Source organism: Curvibacter gracilis ATCC BAA-807, assembly GCF_000518645.1.
GTDB classification, from domain to species: domain Bacteria; phylum Pseudomonadota; class Gammaproteobacteria; order Burkholderiales; family Burkholderiaceae_C; genus Curvibacter; species Curvibacter gracilis.
Genome location: NZ_KI912468.1, coordinates 107,187 through 126,813, shown reverse-complemented (window position 1 = coordinate 126,813; position 19,627 = coordinate 107,187). Strand labels below are relative to the sequence as shown.

Sequence of the window (19,627 nt, the reverse complement as noted above, 5' to 3'; positions counted from 1 at the left end):
CCCCCCGCCTCAGCCCGCCCGCGCCGCCGCCTCTTCCATGCGGCGCAGCAGGCGTGCCGCCAGGGCGTTCAGGCCGCCGCCGCGGGTGAACTCCAGCGCCGGCACCTCCACCCCCAGCGCGGTGGTCACGCGCAGGTTCAGCTCCACCGCCATCAGCGAATCCATGCCCAGCTCGGGCAGGGGCGTCTGCCGGTCCACCGACTCGGCCGGGATGCCCATCACCGAGGCGATGTGCCCGGCCAGCAGCTCGCTCAGGGCCTGCACGCGGGCCTCGGCCGGCAGGGCGGCCAATTGCGCCATCACCTCGTTGCCGGCCCGGCTGCCGGCCCGCGCCGCGCTGACCAGCTCGGCAAAGCGCCGCACCGAGGCCGAGGCCGCGTGGGCCCGGCCCCAGCTGTCCCAGTCGATCTCGCAGATCACGGGCTGGGTGGCCTGCAGCGCCAGGGCGGCGTCCAGGTACTCGCAGGCGCGTTCCATGGGCGTGGTCTTGAAGCCCATCAGTGCCAGGTAGCGCGCCACCTCGTCCGAGGCTTCGGCCATGCCGCCGCCGCTCAAGGCCCCCCAGTTCACGGCCGTGGCCGCCAGGCCCAGCGATCGGCGGTGCTGGGCCAGCGCGTCCAGCGCGGCGTTGGCCGCGGCATACGCGGTTTGCGGCACGGTGCCCGTGATGGCCGCCACCGACGAGAACAGCACAAACCAGTCCACCGTGATGCCGGCCTGCTGCAATGCCCGGTGCAGGTTGAAGGCGCCCTGGGCCTTGGGCGCCAGCACCGCCTGCAGGGCTTGCTCGCTCAAGGTGCTGAAGGGGCCGTCCTGGATCACGCCCGCGGTGTGGAACACCCCGCGCAGCGGCGGCAGGCGGGCCTCACCCGACTGCATCGACTGCAGCAAGGCCAGCACCTCGTCGGGGCGGGTGATGTCGAGCTGGCGGCTGATCACCTCCACCCCCTGCGCCTGCAGCGCGGCCACGGCCTGGGTCTGGGCGGGCAGCGTGGCGCCGCTGCGCCCCACCAGCACCAGGTGGCGTGCGCCCCGGGCGGCCAGCCAGCGTGCGGTGGCCAGGCCAAAGGCGCCAAAGCCCCCGGTGATCAGGTAGCTGGCCTGGGCCTCGATGCGGGTGCTGGGCAGGGCAGGGCGCACCAGGGCGGTGGTGTCGTCAAAGCCCAGCAGCACCCGGCCCACATGGGCCGAGCGCTGCACCTTCTCGAAGGCCTCGGCCATGCGCGACACCGGGATCAGCTCACCCGGCAGGGGCCGGTAGTGGCCCGCGGCCAGTTGCCCCAGCACCTCGGTCTGCAATTGCTGCACCAGCCCGGGTCGGAAGGCCGACATGCGATCGATGTCGATGGCGTGCAGGCTCAGGTTCTTCTCGAAGGCGGCCAGGGCCAGTGGTCGGTTGGTGAAGATGTCGAGCTTGCCCACTTCGACCACCCGGCCGAACTCGGCCGCCACCTGCAGATTGGCCGCCAGGATTTCGCCCGGGGCCGAGCTGATCACCACATCGGCGCCGCGCCCGCCGGTGAGCTGGCGCACCTGCTCCACAAAGTTGAGCGAGCGCGAGTCGAGCGTGAACTCGGCCCCCATCTGCCTGGCCACGGCCTGCCGCTCGGGCGTGCTGGCCGTGGCGATCACGGTGGCGCCGGCCGCCCGTGCCGCCTGGATGGCCGCCATGCCCACGCCACCGGCGCCGCCGTGCACCAGCACCACCTCGCCGGCCTGCACCCGGGCCGCATGGACCACGCTGTAATGGGCCGTGAGAAAGGGCACCATGGCGCCCAGTTCGGTGACCGGCGTGCCGGCCGCAATGGCCATGAAAAAGCCGTGGTCCAAGCCCGTGGTCACGTAGCGCTGCGCCATGCCGCGCGTGCCGAACACCACGGTGTCGCCCAGCTGCAGCCGCTGCACCCCAGCCCCGACGCGGGTCACCACACCCACCCCGCTCATGCCGAGGCTCATGCCGAAATACGTACCGCCCAGCTCTTTCTCGCTCAGCAGGCCGATGGCCTTCATGGCGTCTTTGTAGTTGAGCTCCAGGGCCTCCAGGCGCAGCTCCACTTCACCGGCCTCGGGGGCGCGCCGTGGCAGCTCGCGCAGGGCCAGATCGGCCAGCAGCCGCGAGGCGGGCAGCTCGATCGCAAAGTTGGCCTCGGGGCTGGGCAACACGCGCCCCTGCGCCCCCTGCGCGCGGCGCTGGGCCAGCGTGCGCTGCAGTTGCGGGGCCAGTGCCTGGCCGGCGTGCAGCTTCAGCTCATCGATCTCGGTGCTGCCCTGCGTCATCGTGTGCAGGGCGGCCAGCACGTTGGCAGGCGTGGCCTGCGCGTCCACATCGAGCCAGCGCCAGCGCAGGGCCGAGTTTTCGTTGCGCAGCGTGCGGCGCGCACCCACCAGTGTGGCCAGGCTGAGTTGGGGCGGCACGCTGCCGGGCGCGGTGGCCGCCATGGGGCAGTCTTGCGTCAGCACCAGGCCCTGCACCAGGGGCAGGTGCACCTGGGTTTCCTCCAGCTCGGCCAGCACCTCTTGCACGGCCATGGCCACCCCGGCCAGCGTGGCCGGGCCCGCCATGGCCAGGCCCAGGTCAAAGCCGTCGGCTGCAGCCCCATCTGCTCCATCTGCTGCTCCGGCCGCACCGGCCGGCCTCGGGGCCGGGGTGGCGCACACCACCACGGTCACGGTGCCCGTGGTTTCGCTCAGCATGCTGCGCAGCCTGGGCGCCACCGCTTCGGCAATCGCCTCGGGGTCGCCGCCCTGCGCCGTCACCGAGCGGTTGGCCGGGTGGGTGGCTTCCAGGGCACGCACCCAGTTGCGGCTGTCGTGGCCCAGGCCGACGATGAACAGCTGCGGTGCCGGGGCATCATCCGCCGCCCGGTCCACGGGGGTATCCGGGGGCGTCTCCAGGGGCGTGTCCACCCATTCGTACCAGTGCGGCTGCAGCTCGTCCAGCAGCGCCTGGCGCGGCGTGATGGGTCGACACTGCACCCGGGCCAGCTCCATCGCGCAGCGGCCGTCGGGCCCGCTCAGGGTGATGTGGGCCACCAGCGCGGCCTCGTCGGGCCGGGGGGCCAGGCGCGTCACGCGCACATGCAGCTGCTCGGGCAGGGGGCCGTACTGGCGCACCGCCTGCACCGCGGCCGGCACCAGGGGGCCGCTGGCGGCGGCGGTGTCGGCATCGCTTGTCTGGCGGGCGGCACTGGCCCAGGCCGCCATGCACTGCAAGGCGCAGTCGAGCACGGCGGGGTGGGCCTGGTGGCGCTGCTGGCTGAGCCGGCCGTCCACCTGTGCCTCCACGCAGTCGCCAGTCACTGTGGCCCGCTGGATGCGCTGGAACTGCGGGCCGTAGCTCAGCCCGGCCGCCTGGAGCTGCTCATACAGCCGGGGGCCATCGATGTGGCGGGTGTTCTGTGCGGCTTCGGGGGTCAGGTCGGGGGCCGCGACGGGGTGCACCTCCGGCGGGTTGACCCGGGCGTCCACGATGCGGCCGCGGGCGTGCACCACCCAGTCGCTGTCGTCGTTCAGGCGGCTGCGCACCGTGAAGCGGCGCGTGTCCTCATCCACCGACAGGCGCAGCACCGGCGCCTCGTGCTCGCCCACGATCAGGGGCGAGACGAACACCACGTCTTCGAGGGCCGGGTGCTCGCGCCCCGTGATGGCCACGGCGGCGGCCAATGCCGCGTCCAGGTAGGCGGCGCCGGGCAGCAGCACCAGGCCGGCCACCACATGCTCACGCAGCCAGGGCAGGGCGCCCACGCTGACATCGCACTCCCACTCGGGCTGGCTGGCCCGGGTGCGCAGGCCGGGCAGCACCGGCGCGCCCGTGTCGCCCAGGCGGTCGCGCCGCAGGTCGGGCACCTCGGCCCACAAAGGCACGCGCTGAAACCGGTGCACCGGCAGCTCGCGCTGCGGCACCGGGCCCAGCAGCCCGCCGGGTGGGGCGCTGTCGCTCAGCAGGCCCAGGGCGTACAGCTCGGCCAGGGTGGCGCGCAGGCTGGCGTCGTCGGCCTGCTGGCGCACCAGGGTGGGCACGCTGGCGCCGGGCTCGCCGCGGCGGCTCAGCATCTCGCGGACGTTGCCCGACAGCACCGCATGCGGCCCCAGCTCCAGAAAGGCGCGGTGGCCGTCGCTCACCAGGCAGTCGAGGGCGGCGGCAAAATGCACGGGCTGTCGCACGTTGGCGGCCCAGTAGTCGGCGTCCCACAGGCCGGGGGCGGCATCGGCGTTCACTCGCTGGCCTGTGACGGTGGAGTACAGCGGCAGGTGCGGCGCCTGCGGATTCAGCCCGGCCAGGGCGTCGCGCAGGGGCGGCAGGATCGGGTCCATCAGGTGGCTGTGGTAGGGCACCTCGACCTGCAGCAGGCGGTTGAACACGCCCTCTTGCTCGAACTCGGCGGCCAGTTGCTGCAGTGGCGCCGTGGCCCCGGCCAGGGTCACGCCCGTGGGGCTGTTGACGGCCGCGATCTCCACCCCCAGCAGGTGGGTGATGCGGGCCTGCACCACCGCCTCGGGCAGGCCCACGGCCAGCATGCTGCCCGTGCCCGCCTGTTGCGCCTGCAGGCGAGCCCGGTGGTACGACACGGTGACCGCCTCACGCAGGCTGAGCATGCCCGACAGATAGGCCGCACTCACCTCGCCCACGCTGTGCCCCACCAGGGCCGTTGGCCGGATGCCCAGCGCGGCCAGTTCGGCCGCCAGGCCCACCTGCACCAGAAAATTGCCGGTCTGCGCCACCCGGGTGCTGCTGGCGCGCGACTCGGCCTCGTCGCGCAGCAGCTCGTCGATCAGCGACCAGCCCGCCAGCGGCCGAAAGATCGCGTCGATCTCGCGCGCCACCTGGGCAAACGGGCCGTCTGAAGTCAACAGGCCGCGCGCCATGCCCCACCACTGCGGGCCCATGCCGCTGAGCACAAACACCAGCCCGGGCGGCCCATCTTGCTGCGGCAGCACGCGCACCGGCGCCTTGCCGCCGCCCTGGCCCAGCTCGCGCAGGCGCGCCAGCAACTCGTCGCGATCGGCGTAGGGCACGGCAAAGCGGCAGGGGTGGTGCAGGCGGCGCGTCCAGAGTGCGTCCACCCAGGCGTCCACCTCGTCGGTGTTGCCCAGCGCCGCCACGGCTTCGGCCAGTGCCAGGGCATAGGCCCGGGCCCCGGGCTCGTTGCGGCCCGACACGGGGCAGATGCGGGCCAGCGGCGAGCGGGCCCGGCACGGGGGCGTTGTCAGTGCCTCGGTGCTGGGAGCGTTGGGGGCGGCCACCAGCACCGCGTGGGCATTGGTGCCGCCATAGCCAAAGCCGTTCACCGACGCCGCAGGGCGCGCATAGCCGGCCGGAAAGGGCTCGGCCGCACGCGGCACCTGCAGGCGGTAGTCGTCAAAGGGGATGGCCGGGTTCAGCTCGTTCAGCCCCGCCTGCGGCGGCACCGTGCGGTGGTACAGGGTGAGGGCGGCCTTGATCACGCTGGCCACGCCCGCCGCCGCCTCGGTGTGCCCGATGGACGACTTGATCGAGCCCACCCGCAACGGCGTCTGCCGCCCCGCCACGGCCCCCAGCACGCGGCCGATGGCCGCCATCTCGATCGGGTCGCCCACCGAGGTGCCGGTGCCATGCGCCTCGACATAGCCGATCTCGGCCGGCGCCAGGCCGGCCCGCGCCGTGACCTGCCCGATCAGCTCGGCCTGGGCCTGCTCGCAGGGCACGGTGATGCCCGGGGTGCGCCCGTCCTGGTTGCAGCCCGTGGCCCGCACCACGGCATAGATGCGGTCGCCATCGGCCTGCGCCGCCTGCAGCGGGCGCAGCACCAGCATGGCTGCGCCCTCGCCACGGGCATAGCCGTCGGCGGCCTTGTCAAAGGTCTTGCAGCGCCCGTCTGGCGCCAGAAAGTGCCCCTTGCACATCGAGATGAAGGTCTCGGGCCGCAGCATGGCGTTGACGCCGCCCACCAGGGCCATCTCGATCTCGTCGCGCTGCAGGGCCGCCACGGCCTGGTGCAGGGCCACCAGTGATGACGAACAGGCCGTGTCGAGTGTCATGCTGGGCCCGCGCAGGTCAAAGGCAAACGAGAGGCGGTTGGACAGCATGGTGTAGCTGCTGCTGGTGGGCGTGTGCATCGAGATGGCGCGGCGCGTGGCCTCGTTGTGGCGCGCCGCCATGTTGTCGGCCGTGAAGCCGCCCACATACACCCCCACCGCCCGCCCGCCCACCCGGCTGGCGTGGCCAGCGTCGTCCAGGGCCTCTTGCGTCACCTCCAGCAGCAGGCGTTGCTGTGGGTCCATGATGGCCGCCTCACGCGGGGAGATGCCGAAGAACTCGGGGTCGAACTCTTCGAGCGAGGCCTGCAGAAAGCCGCCACGGCGGGTGTACAGGCGCCCGGGCACCTCGGGGTCGGGGTCGTAGAAGCGCTCCAGGCTCCAGCGCTCGGGCGGGATGTCCACCATGCCGTCGCCCTGGCTGAGCAGCAGGTGCCACAGATCTGCAGGGCTGCGCACGCCACCTGGCAGGTGGCAGCCGATTCCGACAATCGCGATCTCACGCATGAAAAAACTCCCTTGGTGTGATGACAAAGCAAAAGGCAAAAGAAACCCCGCCCCGCAGCGGGCGCTGCAGGGTGTTTGCACAGGGGTGGGGCAAGAAGGGGGCGGGTGACCCGCCAGGCGTCAGCCCGGCGGCGCCGTGCGCCGTGGCACGACAGGGGGGCCGAAGCCTGGGCCTGGGTGCGGCATCAACAGGCCGCTGAAAATGACATGGGTCAACGATTGGCCTGCATCGGCGCGCATCAGGTAGGCAATGGATGTCATCGTTTCACTCTAATGGGCGGTTTGCCCCATCACGGGGCCGTGACCCGCCAGTCATCGACCGGGCCAGCCCGGCCAACCGATGGCCCGCTGGGCTGCTGACGCCCTGACCGCCTGGGGGCCCGCCACCCGCCGTTGACCGCCAGGCATGCGCCCCCCGAACCCTGCCGGTGATCGACGGCCCGGCCGCCCAGCCCGGGGCGTGCCAAGGGCGCGCCGATACTGCCCCCGGCAAGCCCTTCATCCCTCACCCCCACCATGTCCGAACTGCGCATCACCGAGCTGAACCTGAACGACCCCGAGCGCCTCGCCGCCTACGAAAAAGCCCTGTACCAGGCCTTTCGCAAGCACCCCCCTGGCACCTTCGACACCCTGTGGGCCTTCGACCCCGAACACGAGCGCGCCCGCATCCTGGTGCCTTATGCGGGCCAGCGCATCGTGGTGGCCCAGGTGGGCGCCGAGCTGATCGGCGCGGTGGCGCTCAACCTCGACATGGGCGTGACCCTGCAGGTCGAGCGCTACGGTTTTTCGGTGCCCAAGGTGCAGGGGCAGACGGCCGAGGGGCTGGTGCTGTTCTCATCGCGCATGCTGGCGGGGCGGCGCTTTGTGTTGCCCGCCCTGGTCGAGGCGGTGCTGCCCATCCTGCGTGCCAAGGGCATCACCCTGCTGTGGGCCAGCTGCGACAAAAAGCACCTGCTGGGCTACATGCAACTGGGCTTTCGCAGCGTCGACAAAGTGCTGTTCAACCAGCAAGACGAGTTTCTGCTGCAGCGCTCCATCGTGGCTTGATGTCGGCACCCCCTCGGGCCAACAGGCCCTACCGGCGCCACATCGCCGTCACCACCGGGCAGCCCCGCACCGGCGCATAGGTCTCCAGCGCTTCAAACCCCAGGCTGGCATACAGCGGCAGGTTGCGCGGGTGCGTGTTCTCCAGAAACACCGGCAGGCCTTGCGCATCGCACTGCCGCAGCGTGTGGCCCAGCAGCTGGCGCCCCAGGCCCTGCCCCCGCGCCGCAGGCAGCACCCCCACCGCAAACAGGTACAGGTGCGGCACCCCCGGCCGCCGGGCCTGCAGCGCCTGGTCCAATTGCCAGGCGCGCCAACTGTGGCGTGGGTGGGCCTGCCCCAGCAGCCTCAGCCCCAACCCCAGGGTGGCCACCAACGGCAGCTGCTTGCGCCCCCCCGGCTCCAGCCAGAGCGCCGCCGCCTGCTCACCCAGCAGCGTGCAATGCCCCCGCGGCAGGTACACATGGGCGATCAGCGCCTTGAACGTGTCGGCCACCAGGGCCGGCGAGCCCATGGCCCAACGCGACACGGGGTCGTCGGCGAAGGCGGTGCCGATGATGTGGGCCAGGGCGGGCAGGTCGCTGGGGGTGGCGGGGCGGGTGGGGGTGGTGTGGGTCATGGCTGAAGCCGGGGGGGAGGATGCGTGGAAGGGGGGCGGCTGGGTGCCTCGGCCGGTGATCCAGATTCTTGGCGATCAGGCCCCGTTGGCCCCAGCCCTTGGAGGGCGGCGCTTGGCCGTTGATCGGGCTTGGGGCGGCGCAGCAGATTCGCCCCTGCGTTGGCCGGTCCGCTAAGCTGCGGCCACAGCTTCAGCCACCAACAACAGGGGTAAACCGTTTCATGAAAATCGCCTGTCTTCACACCGCTGAAAGCAATGTGGCGGTGTTTGATGCCGCCGCCATGGCGCTGGGCATCCCCACAGGGGTTCTGCACCACGAGGTGCGGGCCGACCTGCTGGCCGCCGCCGAGCGCGCGGGCGGGCTCCGTGACGAGATCGCCCAAGCCACCCAGCAGGCCTTGCTGGCCTTGGCGCCTGGGGCCGATGCCGTGCTGCTCACCTGCTCCACACTGGGTCCTGCTGTCGATGCCCTGGCCCACGCCGCCACCCCCATCCTGCGAACAGACGCCGCCTTGGCCGCAGCCGCCGCCACCACCGCCCAGGCCGGCGGCAAGATCGTGGCCCTTTGCGCGGTCGAGACCACCCTGGGCCCCACGGCGCACCTCTTCGAGCAGGCCGCCCAGGCCACCGGTGCCACGGTCGAGGTGCAGCTGGTGCCGGGCGCCTGGGCCTTGTTCAAGGCGGGTGACATTGAGGGTTACCTGCACACCCTGGCCCAGGCCGCAGACAGCGCCTATGCCCAGGGCGCCTCGGTGGTGGCGCTGGCCCAGGCCTCGATGAGTGGGGCCGCTGCGTTGGTCACGGCAGGGGCTCGGCCGCTCAGCAGCCCGGGGGCGGGGCTGGCGGCGGCGGTGGGGGCTGTGGATGTGGCTGCGCGTCAGCCTGAACCAGGGGCCGGGGCTTGATGGGCCCATCTGCTGGGGGGCAACAGCGCTTGGCCATGGGGCGTGCCATTGATGCGGAAAACGGGCCTCGTTCCATCGACCCGCTTTTCTGGTTTCAGGGGGATAGAAGTCCTTGATTCAAAAGCAATGTGCTGACGAATCGCCCGCTGTCTGCTGCCCGTCTATTGACGATAGGGCGCTGCTTGTCCGATAGGCTGTTCATGCCGCTGCCCAGTACCGCCGTCAGCGATCATTGGGCTCTGAAGGGTCAGACGCCAGGCCAAAGTGCCTGGAAGTCGAATGAAAGTTGTCGCTGGTGGCGAATCGAGAGCAGGTAGACCGTGCCCTTGATCCGCGCATACAGCAGCAGGTAGTGCGTCATCACGTACTCGCGCAGCTCACCGTCCTTGGCGAGGGAGCCGAGTTGTTTTGTCAGGCGAGCAACACCGTTGGCAACTTCGACGGAGCGAGTCGGCCTCTCCAGGAGCAAGCGCCCCATGCCGGGGAAGCGTTCCAGATTCGGGATGACGGTATCCGTCAGCTCGTCCAGCAGCGCGTCGAAGGCATGCGGAGCCCCGGCATCGACCAAGAAGGCCTCAAGCACATCGAGGTTCCGCTCGAAGTTGGCAGTGAGTTTGACGGTGTGCCTGGCTGTCACTGAGCGAGGCCGTTCTTATCCAGCCACCTTGGTCGCGCGGCGCTGCTTGATGGCACGCAGCGTGCTGTGCGCATCCTTGGTCTTTCCTGCTGCGACGTCTGAGAGGCCTTTGCTCGCGTCGTCAATCAACAGCAGGTGGATGCGTTCGCGTTCAAGCTGGTGGTAGTAATCCAGCCGTTGGGCGTCGATGATGGCCACATAGCTCTCACCGTTCTTGGTGATGATCTTCTCGGCCCCCGCTTTCACCTGGTCGGCCAACTCAGACAGGTTTGCCCTGGCTTGCGACAGTGGAATCACGTCACCGGCAGAAATGGCCATGGTCGGCTCCTTCAGGTGTTGTACAGAATTTTGCACATCATAAGCGCCTCGTTGTGAGCGTGAAAGGCAAAGGCCGATGGCCTTTTGAAGGGCGCATCGGCTCGCTGAGTGAAGCTGCTTCGTCGGTCGGGCTCATGTTGCCATCAAGATTCACCCTGGGCCCCGCTGTGGATGACGTTGAGTGAGAAACCTGGATCAGCTCTTGCCGGGTTGGGTTCTGTGGTGGCGGTGAGTTTGGGAGTCGAGGCTCGGGCTTCGCTCAAAATAGGTGCCCGTGGGCTGCATGGCATCTCGGATGCGCAAGATACGGGCAGGGAGGACGCTTGAGATGAGATGGTTTTTTGCGGGCGATCAGCTTGTGACGCTTTGCCTGGGGCTGCCAGAGGCCTCTGCATTTGGGGTTGAGCCCGCGCCTCGGGCGCAAGGGGGGCGCGTCTGATGGGGCCAGACTTCTTCGCGTATTGGGGCAAAGCCTCTCCCGCCCGTGAGGGGCCTGACCGCTTCCATCTGCTGGCCTTGCACAGCCTCGATGTGGCTGCGTGTGGCCATCATTTGATGCAACTGCCTCAGTTCTCACTGGCCCCTCTGGCCGCCGATCTGGCCTGGCCTTTGCCGACGGTGGAACGATTGGCGGTGTTCTTTCTGGCCTTGCATGACCTTGGAAAATTCGCCAGGGCTTTTCAGGGGCTGGCGCCCGGGCTGTCGTCTGCGCTGGTGAGCGCAGACCCGCGCAAACGCTATGAGCTGCGGCACGATACCCTGGGTTGGCTGTTGTGGTCGCAGGCCTTGGCGTCTGATTTTCCGCAGCAGGCGCTGCCTTTTTCGGATGATGCCTTCTGGTCGGTCTGGGTCAAGGCCGTGGTCGGCCACCATGGCAAGCCGCCGCTGGAGAGCGAGGCTGGTGGCCTGTTGGCGCTGGAGTGGCGTCGTTTCTTTTTGCAGGAAGACTTGCGGGCCGCCCAGGCCTTTGTGCAGGCCCTGCTGCCGCTGTTGTTGCCGGCAGATCTGAGTGCCTTGCTGCGAGATGAATTCACCGACCCGCAGGAGCGGACACTGCGCCGCCACAGTTGGCGTCTGGCGGGCGTGGCGGTGCTGGCGGATTGGTTGGGCTCGAATCAGGCCCACTTCCCTTATGTCAGCGCTGCGCCAAACCTGCACTCGTATTGGAGCGAACAGGCCCTGCCCCAGGCTGAGCAGGCGGTTCAACAGGCAGGCTTGCAGGCGCAAGTGGTGCGCCACTGGGCGGCGCAGCCTCTGGCGCTCTTCCCCTACCTGAACCCGCCGACGCCCTTGCAGCGGCACGCAGCCGAGCTGCCCTTGCAGCCCGGACCGCAGATGTTTTTGCTGGAGGACGTGACCGGCGCAGGCAAAACCGAGGCTGCCCTGATCCTCACGCAGCGCCTGATGGAAGCGGGGCTGGCGCAGGGCTTGTATTTCGCCTTGCCCAGCATGGCCACCGCCAATCAGATGTACCGACGGGTAGGTGAGGTGTACCAGCGCCTGTATGCGGCCACGGCGCGGCCCTCGCTGATCCTTGCCCATGGGGCTCGACAATTGATGGCCGATTTTCGGCAAAGCCTTTTGCAAGAAGCGGAGCAAGGCCGAGACCAAGCCTACGGGCACTCGGAAAGCACGGCGTCGGTGCAATGCAATCAATGGCTGGCAGATCATCGCAAGAAAGCCTTGCTGGCTGATGTGGGCGTCGGTACGCTGGACCAATGCCTGCTGGCCGTGCTGCCCGCGCGCCACCAGTCGTTGCGCTTGCTGGGCCTGAGCGCCAAGGTGCTGCTGGTGGACGAAGTGCATGCCTATGACCCCTACATGCTGACCCTGCTCAAGCGGTTGTTGCGGGCCCATGCCCGCCAAGGTGGCAGCGTGATCTTGCTGTCGGCCACCTTGCCGGCCTCGACACGCGGCGAGCTGATGAACGCCTACCGCGCCGGGCTGGGCCTGCCCGCAGAGGACTGGCCTGCCGATGCCCGTTACCCCCTGGTCACCCAGGTCGGGCGGTCTTGCTCGGTGGCGGCAGTGGCCACACGGCCTCAACTGGTGCGTCGGGTTCAGGTGGCATTTGTGCACGACGAAGCGCAGGCGGTGGCCCTGCTGGTGCAAGCGGCGCGGCAGGGGCGTTGTGTGGCCTGGATTCGCAACACCGTGGGCGATGCACGCCGTGCCTACCAGGCCTTGTGCGCCGCAGCGCCCGAGTTGAGCGTGCATTTGTTTCACAGCCGCTTTGCCATGGGCGACCGGCTCGATATTGAAGACCGGGTGTTGTCCATCTTCGGCAAAGCCGCGGAGGCCTCCAGCCGCCAAGGCCAGGTGCTGATTGGCACCCAGGTGCTGGAGCAATCCCTCGACTTTGATGTCGATGCCATGGTGACCGATCTGGCTCCGATCGACTTGGTCATCCAGCGCGCGGGGCGCTTGCAGCGCCATGCCCGCGAAGTGGACGGGCGTTTGGCCACTGATGGGCAAGAGCACCGGCCCGCTCCGGTGCTGCACCTGCTGGCGCCCGAGGACCTGGCGGAGCCGGAGGCCGACTGGTATGCGGCGCTGTTCCCCCAGGCGCGCTACGTTTACCCCGATGTGGGGCAGCTCTGGTTAGGTGCACGCGCCTTGCGGGCGGCGGGCGCCATCGTCAGCCCCGGCCAGGTGGGCGAGGCGGGGGCCGTGCGCAGCCTGGTCGAGGCGGTGTATGGCGCGGAGGATGTGGCCATTCCCTCGGCCCTGCAACGCGCCTCGCGTGAGCAGCAGGGCAAAGACCTGGCCCACCAAAGCCAGGCCCAGTTCAATGCCCTGCAGTTCGACAAAGGCTATTGCACTGACAGTAGCGGGCATTGGGATGAAGACACGCGGCTGCCCACCCGCTTGGGCGATGAAACCTTGACGGTTTACCTGGCGGTGATGGGCCAAGCCGGCGACCCCGCTGTGTTGCAGCCTTTGCGTGCTCATGAGCACCACGCCTGGGAGTCGTCAGCGCTGCGCCTGCGGGCCACCGGCCTGCAGGCCCTGGCGCCTGAATGGCTGCAGCGCTTTGAAGCAGGGCTGGCCGCTTTGCGTTCGCAAAACCGCTTGCTGGAGGGCGATGCCACCGTCTTGCCCTTGGCCCCTGGTGCCGATGGCGTGCTGGAGGGCTGGGTGCTCGATGCGCAGGGGCGTCGCAAGCGGTTGCGGTACGACCCGGTGTTGGGCTTGTGTGCCTAGCACCACGGTGTTATCGAAAACTCCAAGCCCTGAAGGCTCCGACAGGAGCCCCAAAATCCCAGCGAGCGCTGGGAACCACCGGGTTGGGCGACCCCAAGCCAGATCGCACACGGTTCATCCCCTCAACAGAGGGGGGATCACAACTCGCCGTAGGTCAGGAAGTGTGCGATCTGGCTTGGGCAGACCTATGCGATCAACAAGATCTTCATTAAGCTATGACCCACTGAAGCCTGACCTGCTCGGAAAGCGGCTTCATCATAAAACGACACTCAGGGAGTCGAATCATGAGCAGCTTGGTCACAGCGCATTGGATCGGTGCGCACGATCGTTCCAAGGGTAGCCGCCGTATTTCACCTTGCATGGTTGGTGATCCGGCGCTGCTGGATCTCCATGCCCCCCGCCCCGATTTCCGCAGCGCGGCCTACCAGTTTCTGATCGGCCTGCTCCAAACCTTTTATGCGCCCAGCAGCGCGCGCGAGTGGCGCACGCGCTGGAATCAGGCACCCAGCGCTGAAACCCTGGCCGCGGCGTTCGCCCCTTACCAAGACGCTTTTGCCCTTGAAAACGAAGGGCCGGCGTTTCTGCAAGACCTGGCCCTGCCCGCTGACGCCCATCAGATGCCGGTGCTGGATCTGCTGATCGATGCGGGCTCGGACAGCAACCGGCACTTCAACAAAGCCCAGGCCCAGCCGGGCCTTTGTGAGGACTGCGCCGCCCTGGCCGTGCTCACCCTGCAACTCAATGCGCCGCCTGGTGGGCGGGGCATCCGCACCTCGGTGCGGGGCGGCGGCCCGCTCACCACCTTGCTGGTGCCGGCGCAAGAGGATGCCACGCTATGGCAAAGGCTTTGGCTCAATGTCTTGCCCAGCGACGAACTGAGCTATCCCGAGCCCGATCAATGGGGCGATGTGCTGCCCTGGTTGCTGCCCACCCGCACCAGCGATGCCCAGGGCGTGGGCGACACCCCGCCCGAAAAGGCCCACCCCTTGCAAGCCTATTGGGGCATGCCCCGGCGCCTGCGGCTGGATGCCAGCACCTGCACCCAGGGTGACTGCTCGGTGTGTGGCGCTTCAGGGGTGCGCCTGTTTCAGCACTACCGAACCCGCCATGGTGGCACCAACTACACCGGCGCCTGGCAGCATCCGCTCTCGCCCTACAACCTCGACCCTAAGCACGAGAAGCCTCCTCTGGCTGTCAAAGGCCAGCGCGGTGGCATCGGCTACAGGCATTGGCTGGGGCTGGCCCTGGGGCGCGATGGTGGCCAGCCCGAGGCGGCAAAGGTCGTCGCGGCCTATCGCAAGCGGTCCTTGACGCTGCCGCTGCGCTTGTGGTGCCAGGGCTACGACATGGACAACATGAAGGCCCGCTGCTGGTACGACAGCCTCTTGCCCCTGCATGCGGTGCTGCCTGAGCAGCAGAATGCGCTGGAGCGCCATCTGAATCAGTTTCTGGAGGTGGCCACCGAGTCGGCCAAGGCCCTCAGCGCCCAGGTCAAGGCCGCACGCTTCAAACGCCCGGCTGATGCGGCCACAGATCCGGCGGTGCAGCAAAGCTTCTGGCAGGGCACCGAGGCGGGCTTTTATGCGGTGCTGGCCGAGCTGGTGGCCGTGTTGATTTCGGCGTCGCTGGAGCCCGAGGATGTGGACCTGGGCGTTGCGCCGCTGGCGCGCCAATGGCTGTTGCTGACCCGCCGCAGCGCCTTGAATCTGTTTGATTTCTGGGTGGGCTCGGAGGATGCACTTTGCCATGAGCCCGCTGTGCAGGCGCGCACCAAGCTGCTCAAAGACCTGAACAACGCCAAGCCCATGAAAAAACTCTGGGAGCTTGCCCGGCTGGCAGACATCCCGGTGAACCAGGAGAGGACATGAAACCCAGAACCCTGAGCCTGAACCCGGCTCAACAACAATCCGTGAAGCTGTGGTGGCAGGCATTGCAGCCTCAGAGTGCAGATCAGCCCCAACCCTTGCCGCCCGACCTGTGGGGGCTGGGGCGGGGGGCACGGGCCAGCCTGCGCCGGTGCCCAGGTGTGGATGAGCTCTTGCTGGAACCTGCGGTGCATGTGCTGGCCCACCGTCTGATCCGAGATCGTGGTGAACAGCAAGCCTGGCTGCTGCCCGATGTGCCGGCCACCTATGAGCAGATCGCGCTGGTGGCTGGTGTGTTGGCCCTGGTGAAATCAGAGCCTGCCGAGCGCCACACCCTTGCGGTGGACTTGGGCGAAAAAATCAGTCCCGATCGGCGCCGCATGAGCGCCTTGCGCTTCACCCGCCTGCAACGCAGCCAGGGGGCCGATGAACTGCTGACGCAGTGGCGACGCGCCGTCAAGTTGCTCAATGGCCAGGCCGATGTGGTGCAACTCGCCGACGACCTGCTGGCCTGGCAGCGCGAGCAGGGCGAGGCCAACCTTCGCGTGGCGCATGGGGTGCGTTTTCACTGGGCGCACGACTACTTCCTGCCGGCACGCGACCGGGCCGCGGTGGCCGACGACCTGGCCAACGACCCGAGCGATACCCAGGGCTGAGCTGGCCCACCTCATCACCTCATCCGAGTCCCATCAATTCGAATCATTTCAAGGAGGCCTTCGCCATGACCCGTTTTGTTCAACTGCACCTGCTGATCTCCTACCCCCCGGCCAACCTCAACCGAGACGACTCCGGGCAGCCCAAGACGGCCCGGCTGGGCGGGGTGGAGCGTTTGCGGGTGTCTTCGCAAAGCCTGAAGCGGGCCTGGCGCACGTCCGAGATTTTTCAGCAGCAGTTGGCCGGCTCGATCGGCTCGCGCACCAAGCTGCTGGGGGTCACAGCCTATGAGCAACTGCTGGCCGCAGGTGTGGCCGACAAGCAGGCCAAAGACTGGGCGGGCCAGATCGCCAAGGTGTATGGCGCGGTCAAGAAAGACAAACCCCTGGAGATCGAGCAACTGGTGCATGTGGCGCCTGAAGAACTCGGCTCTCTGAAGGCCCTGGTGAACACCCTGGCCCAGGAAAAGCGCGCGCCCACAGATGAAGAACTGGACGCCTTGCTGCACATCCAAAGCGCGGTGGACATCGCCATGTTTGGTCGCATGCTCGCGGCCAAGACCGAGCACAACAGTGACGCCGCCGTGCAGGTGGCCCATGCCATCGGGGTGCACGCGTCTGCGATTGAGGACGACTACTTCACTGCGGTGGATGACCTCAACCTCAGCGATCCGGGGGCAGCCCACATTGGCGACAGTGGGTTTGCCGCAGCCGTGTTCTACCAGTACGTGTGCATTGACCGCGACCGGCTCAAACAGAACCTCGGCAACGACGAGGCCCTGACCCAAAAAGCCCTGCGTGCCCTGACCGAAGCCGCCCTTAAAGTGGGCCCCAGCGGCAAGCAAAACAGCTATGCCAGCCGGGCCTATGCCCACTACGCCTTGGCAGAAAAAGGCGCGCAGCAGCCCCGGGCCCTGACCCTGGCCTATGTCAAGCCGGTGCAAGGCGTCGACTATGCGCAAGAAGCCATCGGGGCCCTGCAGCGTGTGCGCGACAACATGGACAAGGTCTACGGCCCCTGCGCGGACAGCCGCAGCGAGATCGATGTGCTGCAGGGCCAAGGCCGTGTGGCCGAGCTGATTGATTTTGTGACGGCGGAGTGAGTGCCCATGACCGACTATCTGCTGATGCGCCTGTATGGCCCTCTGGCCAGCTGGGGCGAAATTGCGGTGGGCGAGTCGAGGCACTCGGCGATGCATCCCTCCAAATCGGCGCTCATTGGCTTGCTGGCGGCGGCTGTGGGCGTGGAGCGCAGCGACGAAGCGGGCCAGCAGGCCATGGCCCAGGGCTATCGCTTTGGCATCAAGCTGGTATGCGCCGGCTCGCCGCTGCGCGACTTTCACACCATGGGCGTGGGGCAGCCACTGCGCAAGGAAGTGTTTCGAACCCGGCGGCAAGAGCTGGCCAATCCCGAGCGAGAGGGCACGTTGCTGTCCAGCCGCGAATACCGCTGCGACAGCCTGGCTGTGGTGGCACTGCAAGCCCAGCCCAACGCGCCCCACAGCCTGCCCAGCTTGGCGCAGGCCTTGCGCACCCCTTCGTTCCCGCTCTACCTGGGCCGCAAGTCGTGCCCGCCTGCCTTGCCCTTGGCGCCCCAGATCGTCCAGGCCGCCTCGGTGCGCGAGGCCTTGGACCAGGCCTTGCCCCAATCGCTGTTGGCCTTGACCGACGCGCTGCAGCCCGTGCAGCCCTGGCCGAACCGCGATGACCAAAAGGCCTTCCAGCCCAAGCCCCAAGCCGCCCGCTATTACTGGGAAGACGGCATGGAGGCTGGCATGAGCGCCAGCTTTGACACCTTGCGCCACGACCAACCCCAGTCGCGCAAGCGCTGGCAGTTCGCACCCCGACGTGAGTGGGTTCATCTGGTGGGGGGTGAGGCCACATGACGACAACAACACCGCATTACTTCTCGAAAGTGCGGGTGCGTGAGCCCGCCAGCCGCAGCCCTTGGTGGCACGAAGCCTTGCAGCATGGCGATGCCTACCGTGACCACGCGCTGGTCTGGCGGCTGTTCCCGGGCGATGGCCTTCCACGCGACTTTGTGTTCCGGCGCCTGGGCGATGAGCAGCGCGGGCTGTCGTTCTATGTGGTCTCGGCCCGCCCCCCCGTGGTGGACCCTGCGGTCTTCGAGGTGGCCACCAAACCCTACCAGCCCCATCTGCCCGCGGGCACCTGGCTGCAATTTGATTTGCGCGCCAACCCCACCGTCAACCGAGGCGAAGCCGGGCAAAAGTCGCGCCGGCATGATGTGCTGATGGACGTCAAGCGCCACCCACCTGCGGACGAGCCTTTGCCGCAAGCCATGGAGAAGGCCGCCCTGGGCTGGCTGCTGCAGCGTGCCGAAAGCGCCGGGCTGCTGGTGCAGCCCGACAGCGTGAGGCAAGACAACTACCAGCCCCAGCGCTTGAACCGCAGAAAAGGGGGCGTGGCCTTCTCGTCCATCGACTACCAGGGCCTGGCCCAGGTGCAAGACCCTGATCGGCTGCAGTCGGCACTGCTCCAGGGCCTGGGGCACAGCAAGGCTTTCGGTTGCGGCCTGCTGTTGGTCAAGCCGCTGCGCGATTGAGGGTGCCGCCCTTTGGCCAATTTGCTCCCACCCCTCAAACCCCTGCCCATGAAAGACAGGGTGTCGATGATCTTCGTCCAGTACGGGCAGATCGACGTCTTGGATGGCGCGTTTGTGGTCATCGACAAAACCGGGGTGCGCACCCACATCCCGGTGGGGTCGGTGGCCTGCCTCATGCTCGAGCCCGGCACCCGGGTGTCGCACGCGGCCGTGCACCTGGCCTCGACCGTGGGCACCTTGCTGGTGTGGGTGGGTGAATCGGGCGTGCGCCTGTATGCCAGCGGCCAGCCCGGCGGTGCGCGGGCCGACCGCCTGCTGTACCAGGCCAAGCTGGCACTGGACGACGAACTTCGCTTGAAGGTGGTCCGAAAAATGTACGCGCTGCGCTTTCAGGAAGAGCCCCCAGCCCGGCGCAGCGTGGAGCAACTGCGTGGCATCGAAGGGGCTCGCGTGCGCGAGACCTACAAGCTGCTGGCGCGGCAATACGGCGTGAGCTGGCGAGCCCGTGACTACGACCAACAGGCCTGGGACGCGGCCGACATCCCCAACCGCTGCCTGTCTGCGGCCACCTCTTGCCTGTATGGCATCACCGAGGCGGCGGTGCTGGCGGCCGGCTATGCGCCTGCCGTGGGCTTCATCCACACCGGCAAGCCCTTGTCGTTTGTGTACGACGTGGCCGACTTGTTCAAGTTCGATACCGTGGTGCCCCTGGCCTTCAAGATCGCGGCCCAGGCGCCGGAGTTTCCGGAGCGCATGGTTCGCCTGGGCTGCCGCGACCTGTTTCGCAGCAGCAAGCTGTTGGGCAAGATCATCCCCACCATTGAAGATGTGCTGGCTGCCGGGGGTGTGGCGCCGCCCGAAGCCCCGGTGGAGTCTGTGCCCCCCGCCATCCCCAACCCCACCGGCCTGGGCGAGGCTGGCCATCGCGTTCAGGGCTGAAAAGGCGCATGGCCTTCCTGACCGTGGTCACTGAAAACGTGCCGCCTCGCTTGCGTGGCCGCTTGGCCATCTGGCTGCTGGAGGTGCGCGCCGGCGTGTACATCGGCGACGTATCGCGCCGCACCCGAGAGATGATCTGGGAACAGTTGGTAGCAGGGTATGAAGACGGCAGCGTCGTCATGGCCTGGGCCAGCCCCGCTGAGTCGGGCTATGAGTTCCAGACCTTGGGTCAAAACCGTCGAATCCCAGTCGAATTTGATGGCCTCAACCTGGTGGCTTTTCACCCGGAAAGTGGCCCTGATCTTTAACAATTGAATCGGTAGAATTTTGGCGTGCCATTTTTCCTTTTAGGATC

The 19,627-nt window shown here is 68.0% G+C and carries 14 protein-coding genes; 10 read left to right on the top strand and 4 right to left on the bottom strand.

Annotation, left to right across the window (positions count from 1 at the left end):
* Positions 1–9: 9 nt before the first annotated feature.
* Entirely contained in the window at positions 10–6,522 is a 6,513-nt protein-coding gene (locus tag L880_RS0130880) for a type I polyketide synthase (RefSeq protein WP_027478890.1), read from the bottom strand.
* Positions 6,523–7,038: 516 nt separating this feature from the next.
* Here L880_RS0130880 and L880_RS0130870 point away from each other — a divergent pair.
* A complete protein-coding gene (locus L880_RS0130870) occupies positions 7,039–7,569 on the top strand; it encodes a hypothetical protein (protein ID WP_027478889.1) in 531 nt (176 codons plus the stop codon).
* A gap of 28 nt (positions 7,570–7,597) precedes the next feature.
* On the opposite strand, the gene L880_RS0130865 is transcribed toward L880_RS0130870, so the two are convergent.
* Positions 7,598–8,185, bottom strand: coding sequence for a GNAT family N-acetyltransferase (locus L880_RS0130865; RefSeq protein ID WP_027478888.1), 588 nt, complete (start codon positions 8,183–8,185; stop codon positions 7,598–7,600).
* 221 nt (positions 8,186–8,406) lie between these two features.
* On the opposite strand from L880_RS0130865, the gene L880_RS0130860 reads away from it, so the two are divergent.
* Positions 8,407–9,090 (top strand): Asp/Glu racemase, encoded by a 684-nt coding sequence (locus L880_RS0130860; protein WP_027478887.1) that lies wholly within the window; start codon positions 8,407–8,409, stop codon positions 9,088–9,090.
* Positions 9,091–9,337: 247 nt separating this feature from the next.
* On the opposite strand, the gene L880_RS0130855 is transcribed toward L880_RS0130860, so the two are convergent.
* The gene (locus tag L880_RS0130855) at positions 9,338–9,727 is read right to left on the bottom strand and encodes a type II toxin-antitoxin system RelE/ParE family toxin (protein ID WP_027478886.1); all 390 of its coding nucleotides are present in this window, start codon (positions 9,725–9,727) and stop codon (positions 9,338–9,340) included.
* Between the two features lie 15 nt (positions 9,728–9,742).
* Positions 9,743–10,045 carry a type II toxin-antitoxin system Phd/YefM family antitoxin gene (locus tag L880_RS0130850; protein ID WP_027478885.1) on the bottom strand — a complete coding sequence of 101 codons (303 nt, stop codon included), beginning with the start codon at positions 10,043–10,045 and terminating at the stop codon, positions 9,743–9,745.
* Positions 10,046–10,483: 438 nt separating this feature from the next.
* On the opposite strand from L880_RS0130850, the gene L880_RS0130845 reads away from it, so the two are divergent.
* The 8 genes from L880_RS0130845 (at position 10,484) to cas2e (ending at position 19,580) form a co-directional block, all read left to right on the top strand.
* Positions 10,484–13,249: a CRISPR-associated helicase/endonuclease Cas3 gene (locus L880_RS0130845; RefSeq protein WP_043331176.1), complete on the top strand. Its 2,766-nt coding sequence runs from the start codon at positions 10,484–10,486 to the stop codon at positions 13,247–13,249.
* Positions 13,250–13,533: 284 nt separating this feature from the next.
* A complete protein-coding gene (gene casA, locus L880_RS0130840; RefSeq protein ID WP_084461796.1) occupies positions 13,534–15,117 on the top strand; it encodes a type I-E CRISPR-associated protein Cse1/CasA in 1,584 nt (527 codons plus the stop codon).
* Positions 15,114–15,770 (top strand): type I-E CRISPR-associated protein Cse2/CasB, encoded by a 657-nt coding sequence (gene casB / locus L880_RS34065; RefSeq protein ID WP_051443722.1) that lies wholly within the window; start codon positions 15,114–15,116, stop codon positions 15,768–15,770. Before casA ends, casB begins: the two co-directional genes overlap by 4 nt.
* A 65-nt stretch (positions 15,771–15,835) precedes the next feature.
* The gene (cas7e, locus tag L880_RS0130830) at positions 15,836–16,870 is read left to right on the top strand and encodes a type I-E CRISPR-associated protein Cas7/Cse4/CasC (protein ID WP_027478882.1); all 1,035 of its coding nucleotides are present in this window, start codon (positions 15,836–15,838) and stop codon (positions 16,868–16,870) included.
* Positions 16,871–16,876: 6 nt separating this feature from the next.
* Positions 16,877–17,653, top strand: a complete 777-nt coding sequence (gene cas5e, locus L880_RS0130825) for a type I-E CRISPR-associated protein Cas5/CasD (RefSeq protein WP_027478881.1) — start codon at positions 16,877–16,879, stop codon at positions 17,651–17,653.
* A complete protein-coding gene (gene cas6e / locus L880_RS0130820; protein ID WP_043331171.1) occupies positions 17,650–18,333 on the top strand; it encodes a type I-E CRISPR-associated protein Cas6/Cse3/CasE in 684 nt (227 codons plus the stop codon). Before cas5e ends, cas6e begins: the two co-directional genes overlap by 4 nt.
* Positions 18,334–18,381: 48 nt before the next feature.
* Positions 18,382–19,272: a type I-E CRISPR-associated endonuclease Cas1e gene (cas1e, locus tag L880_RS0130815; RefSeq protein WP_043331169.1), complete on the top strand. Its 891-nt coding sequence runs from the start codon at positions 18,382–18,384 to the stop codon at positions 19,270–19,272.
* 8 nt (positions 19,273–19,280) lie between these two features.
* Positions 19,281–19,580, top strand: coding sequence for a type I-E CRISPR-associated endoribonuclease Cas2e (gene cas2e / locus L880_RS0130810; protein ID WP_027478878.1), 300 nt, complete (start codon positions 19,281–19,283; stop codon positions 19,578–19,580).
* Positions 19,581–19,627 lie beyond the last annotated feature (47 nt).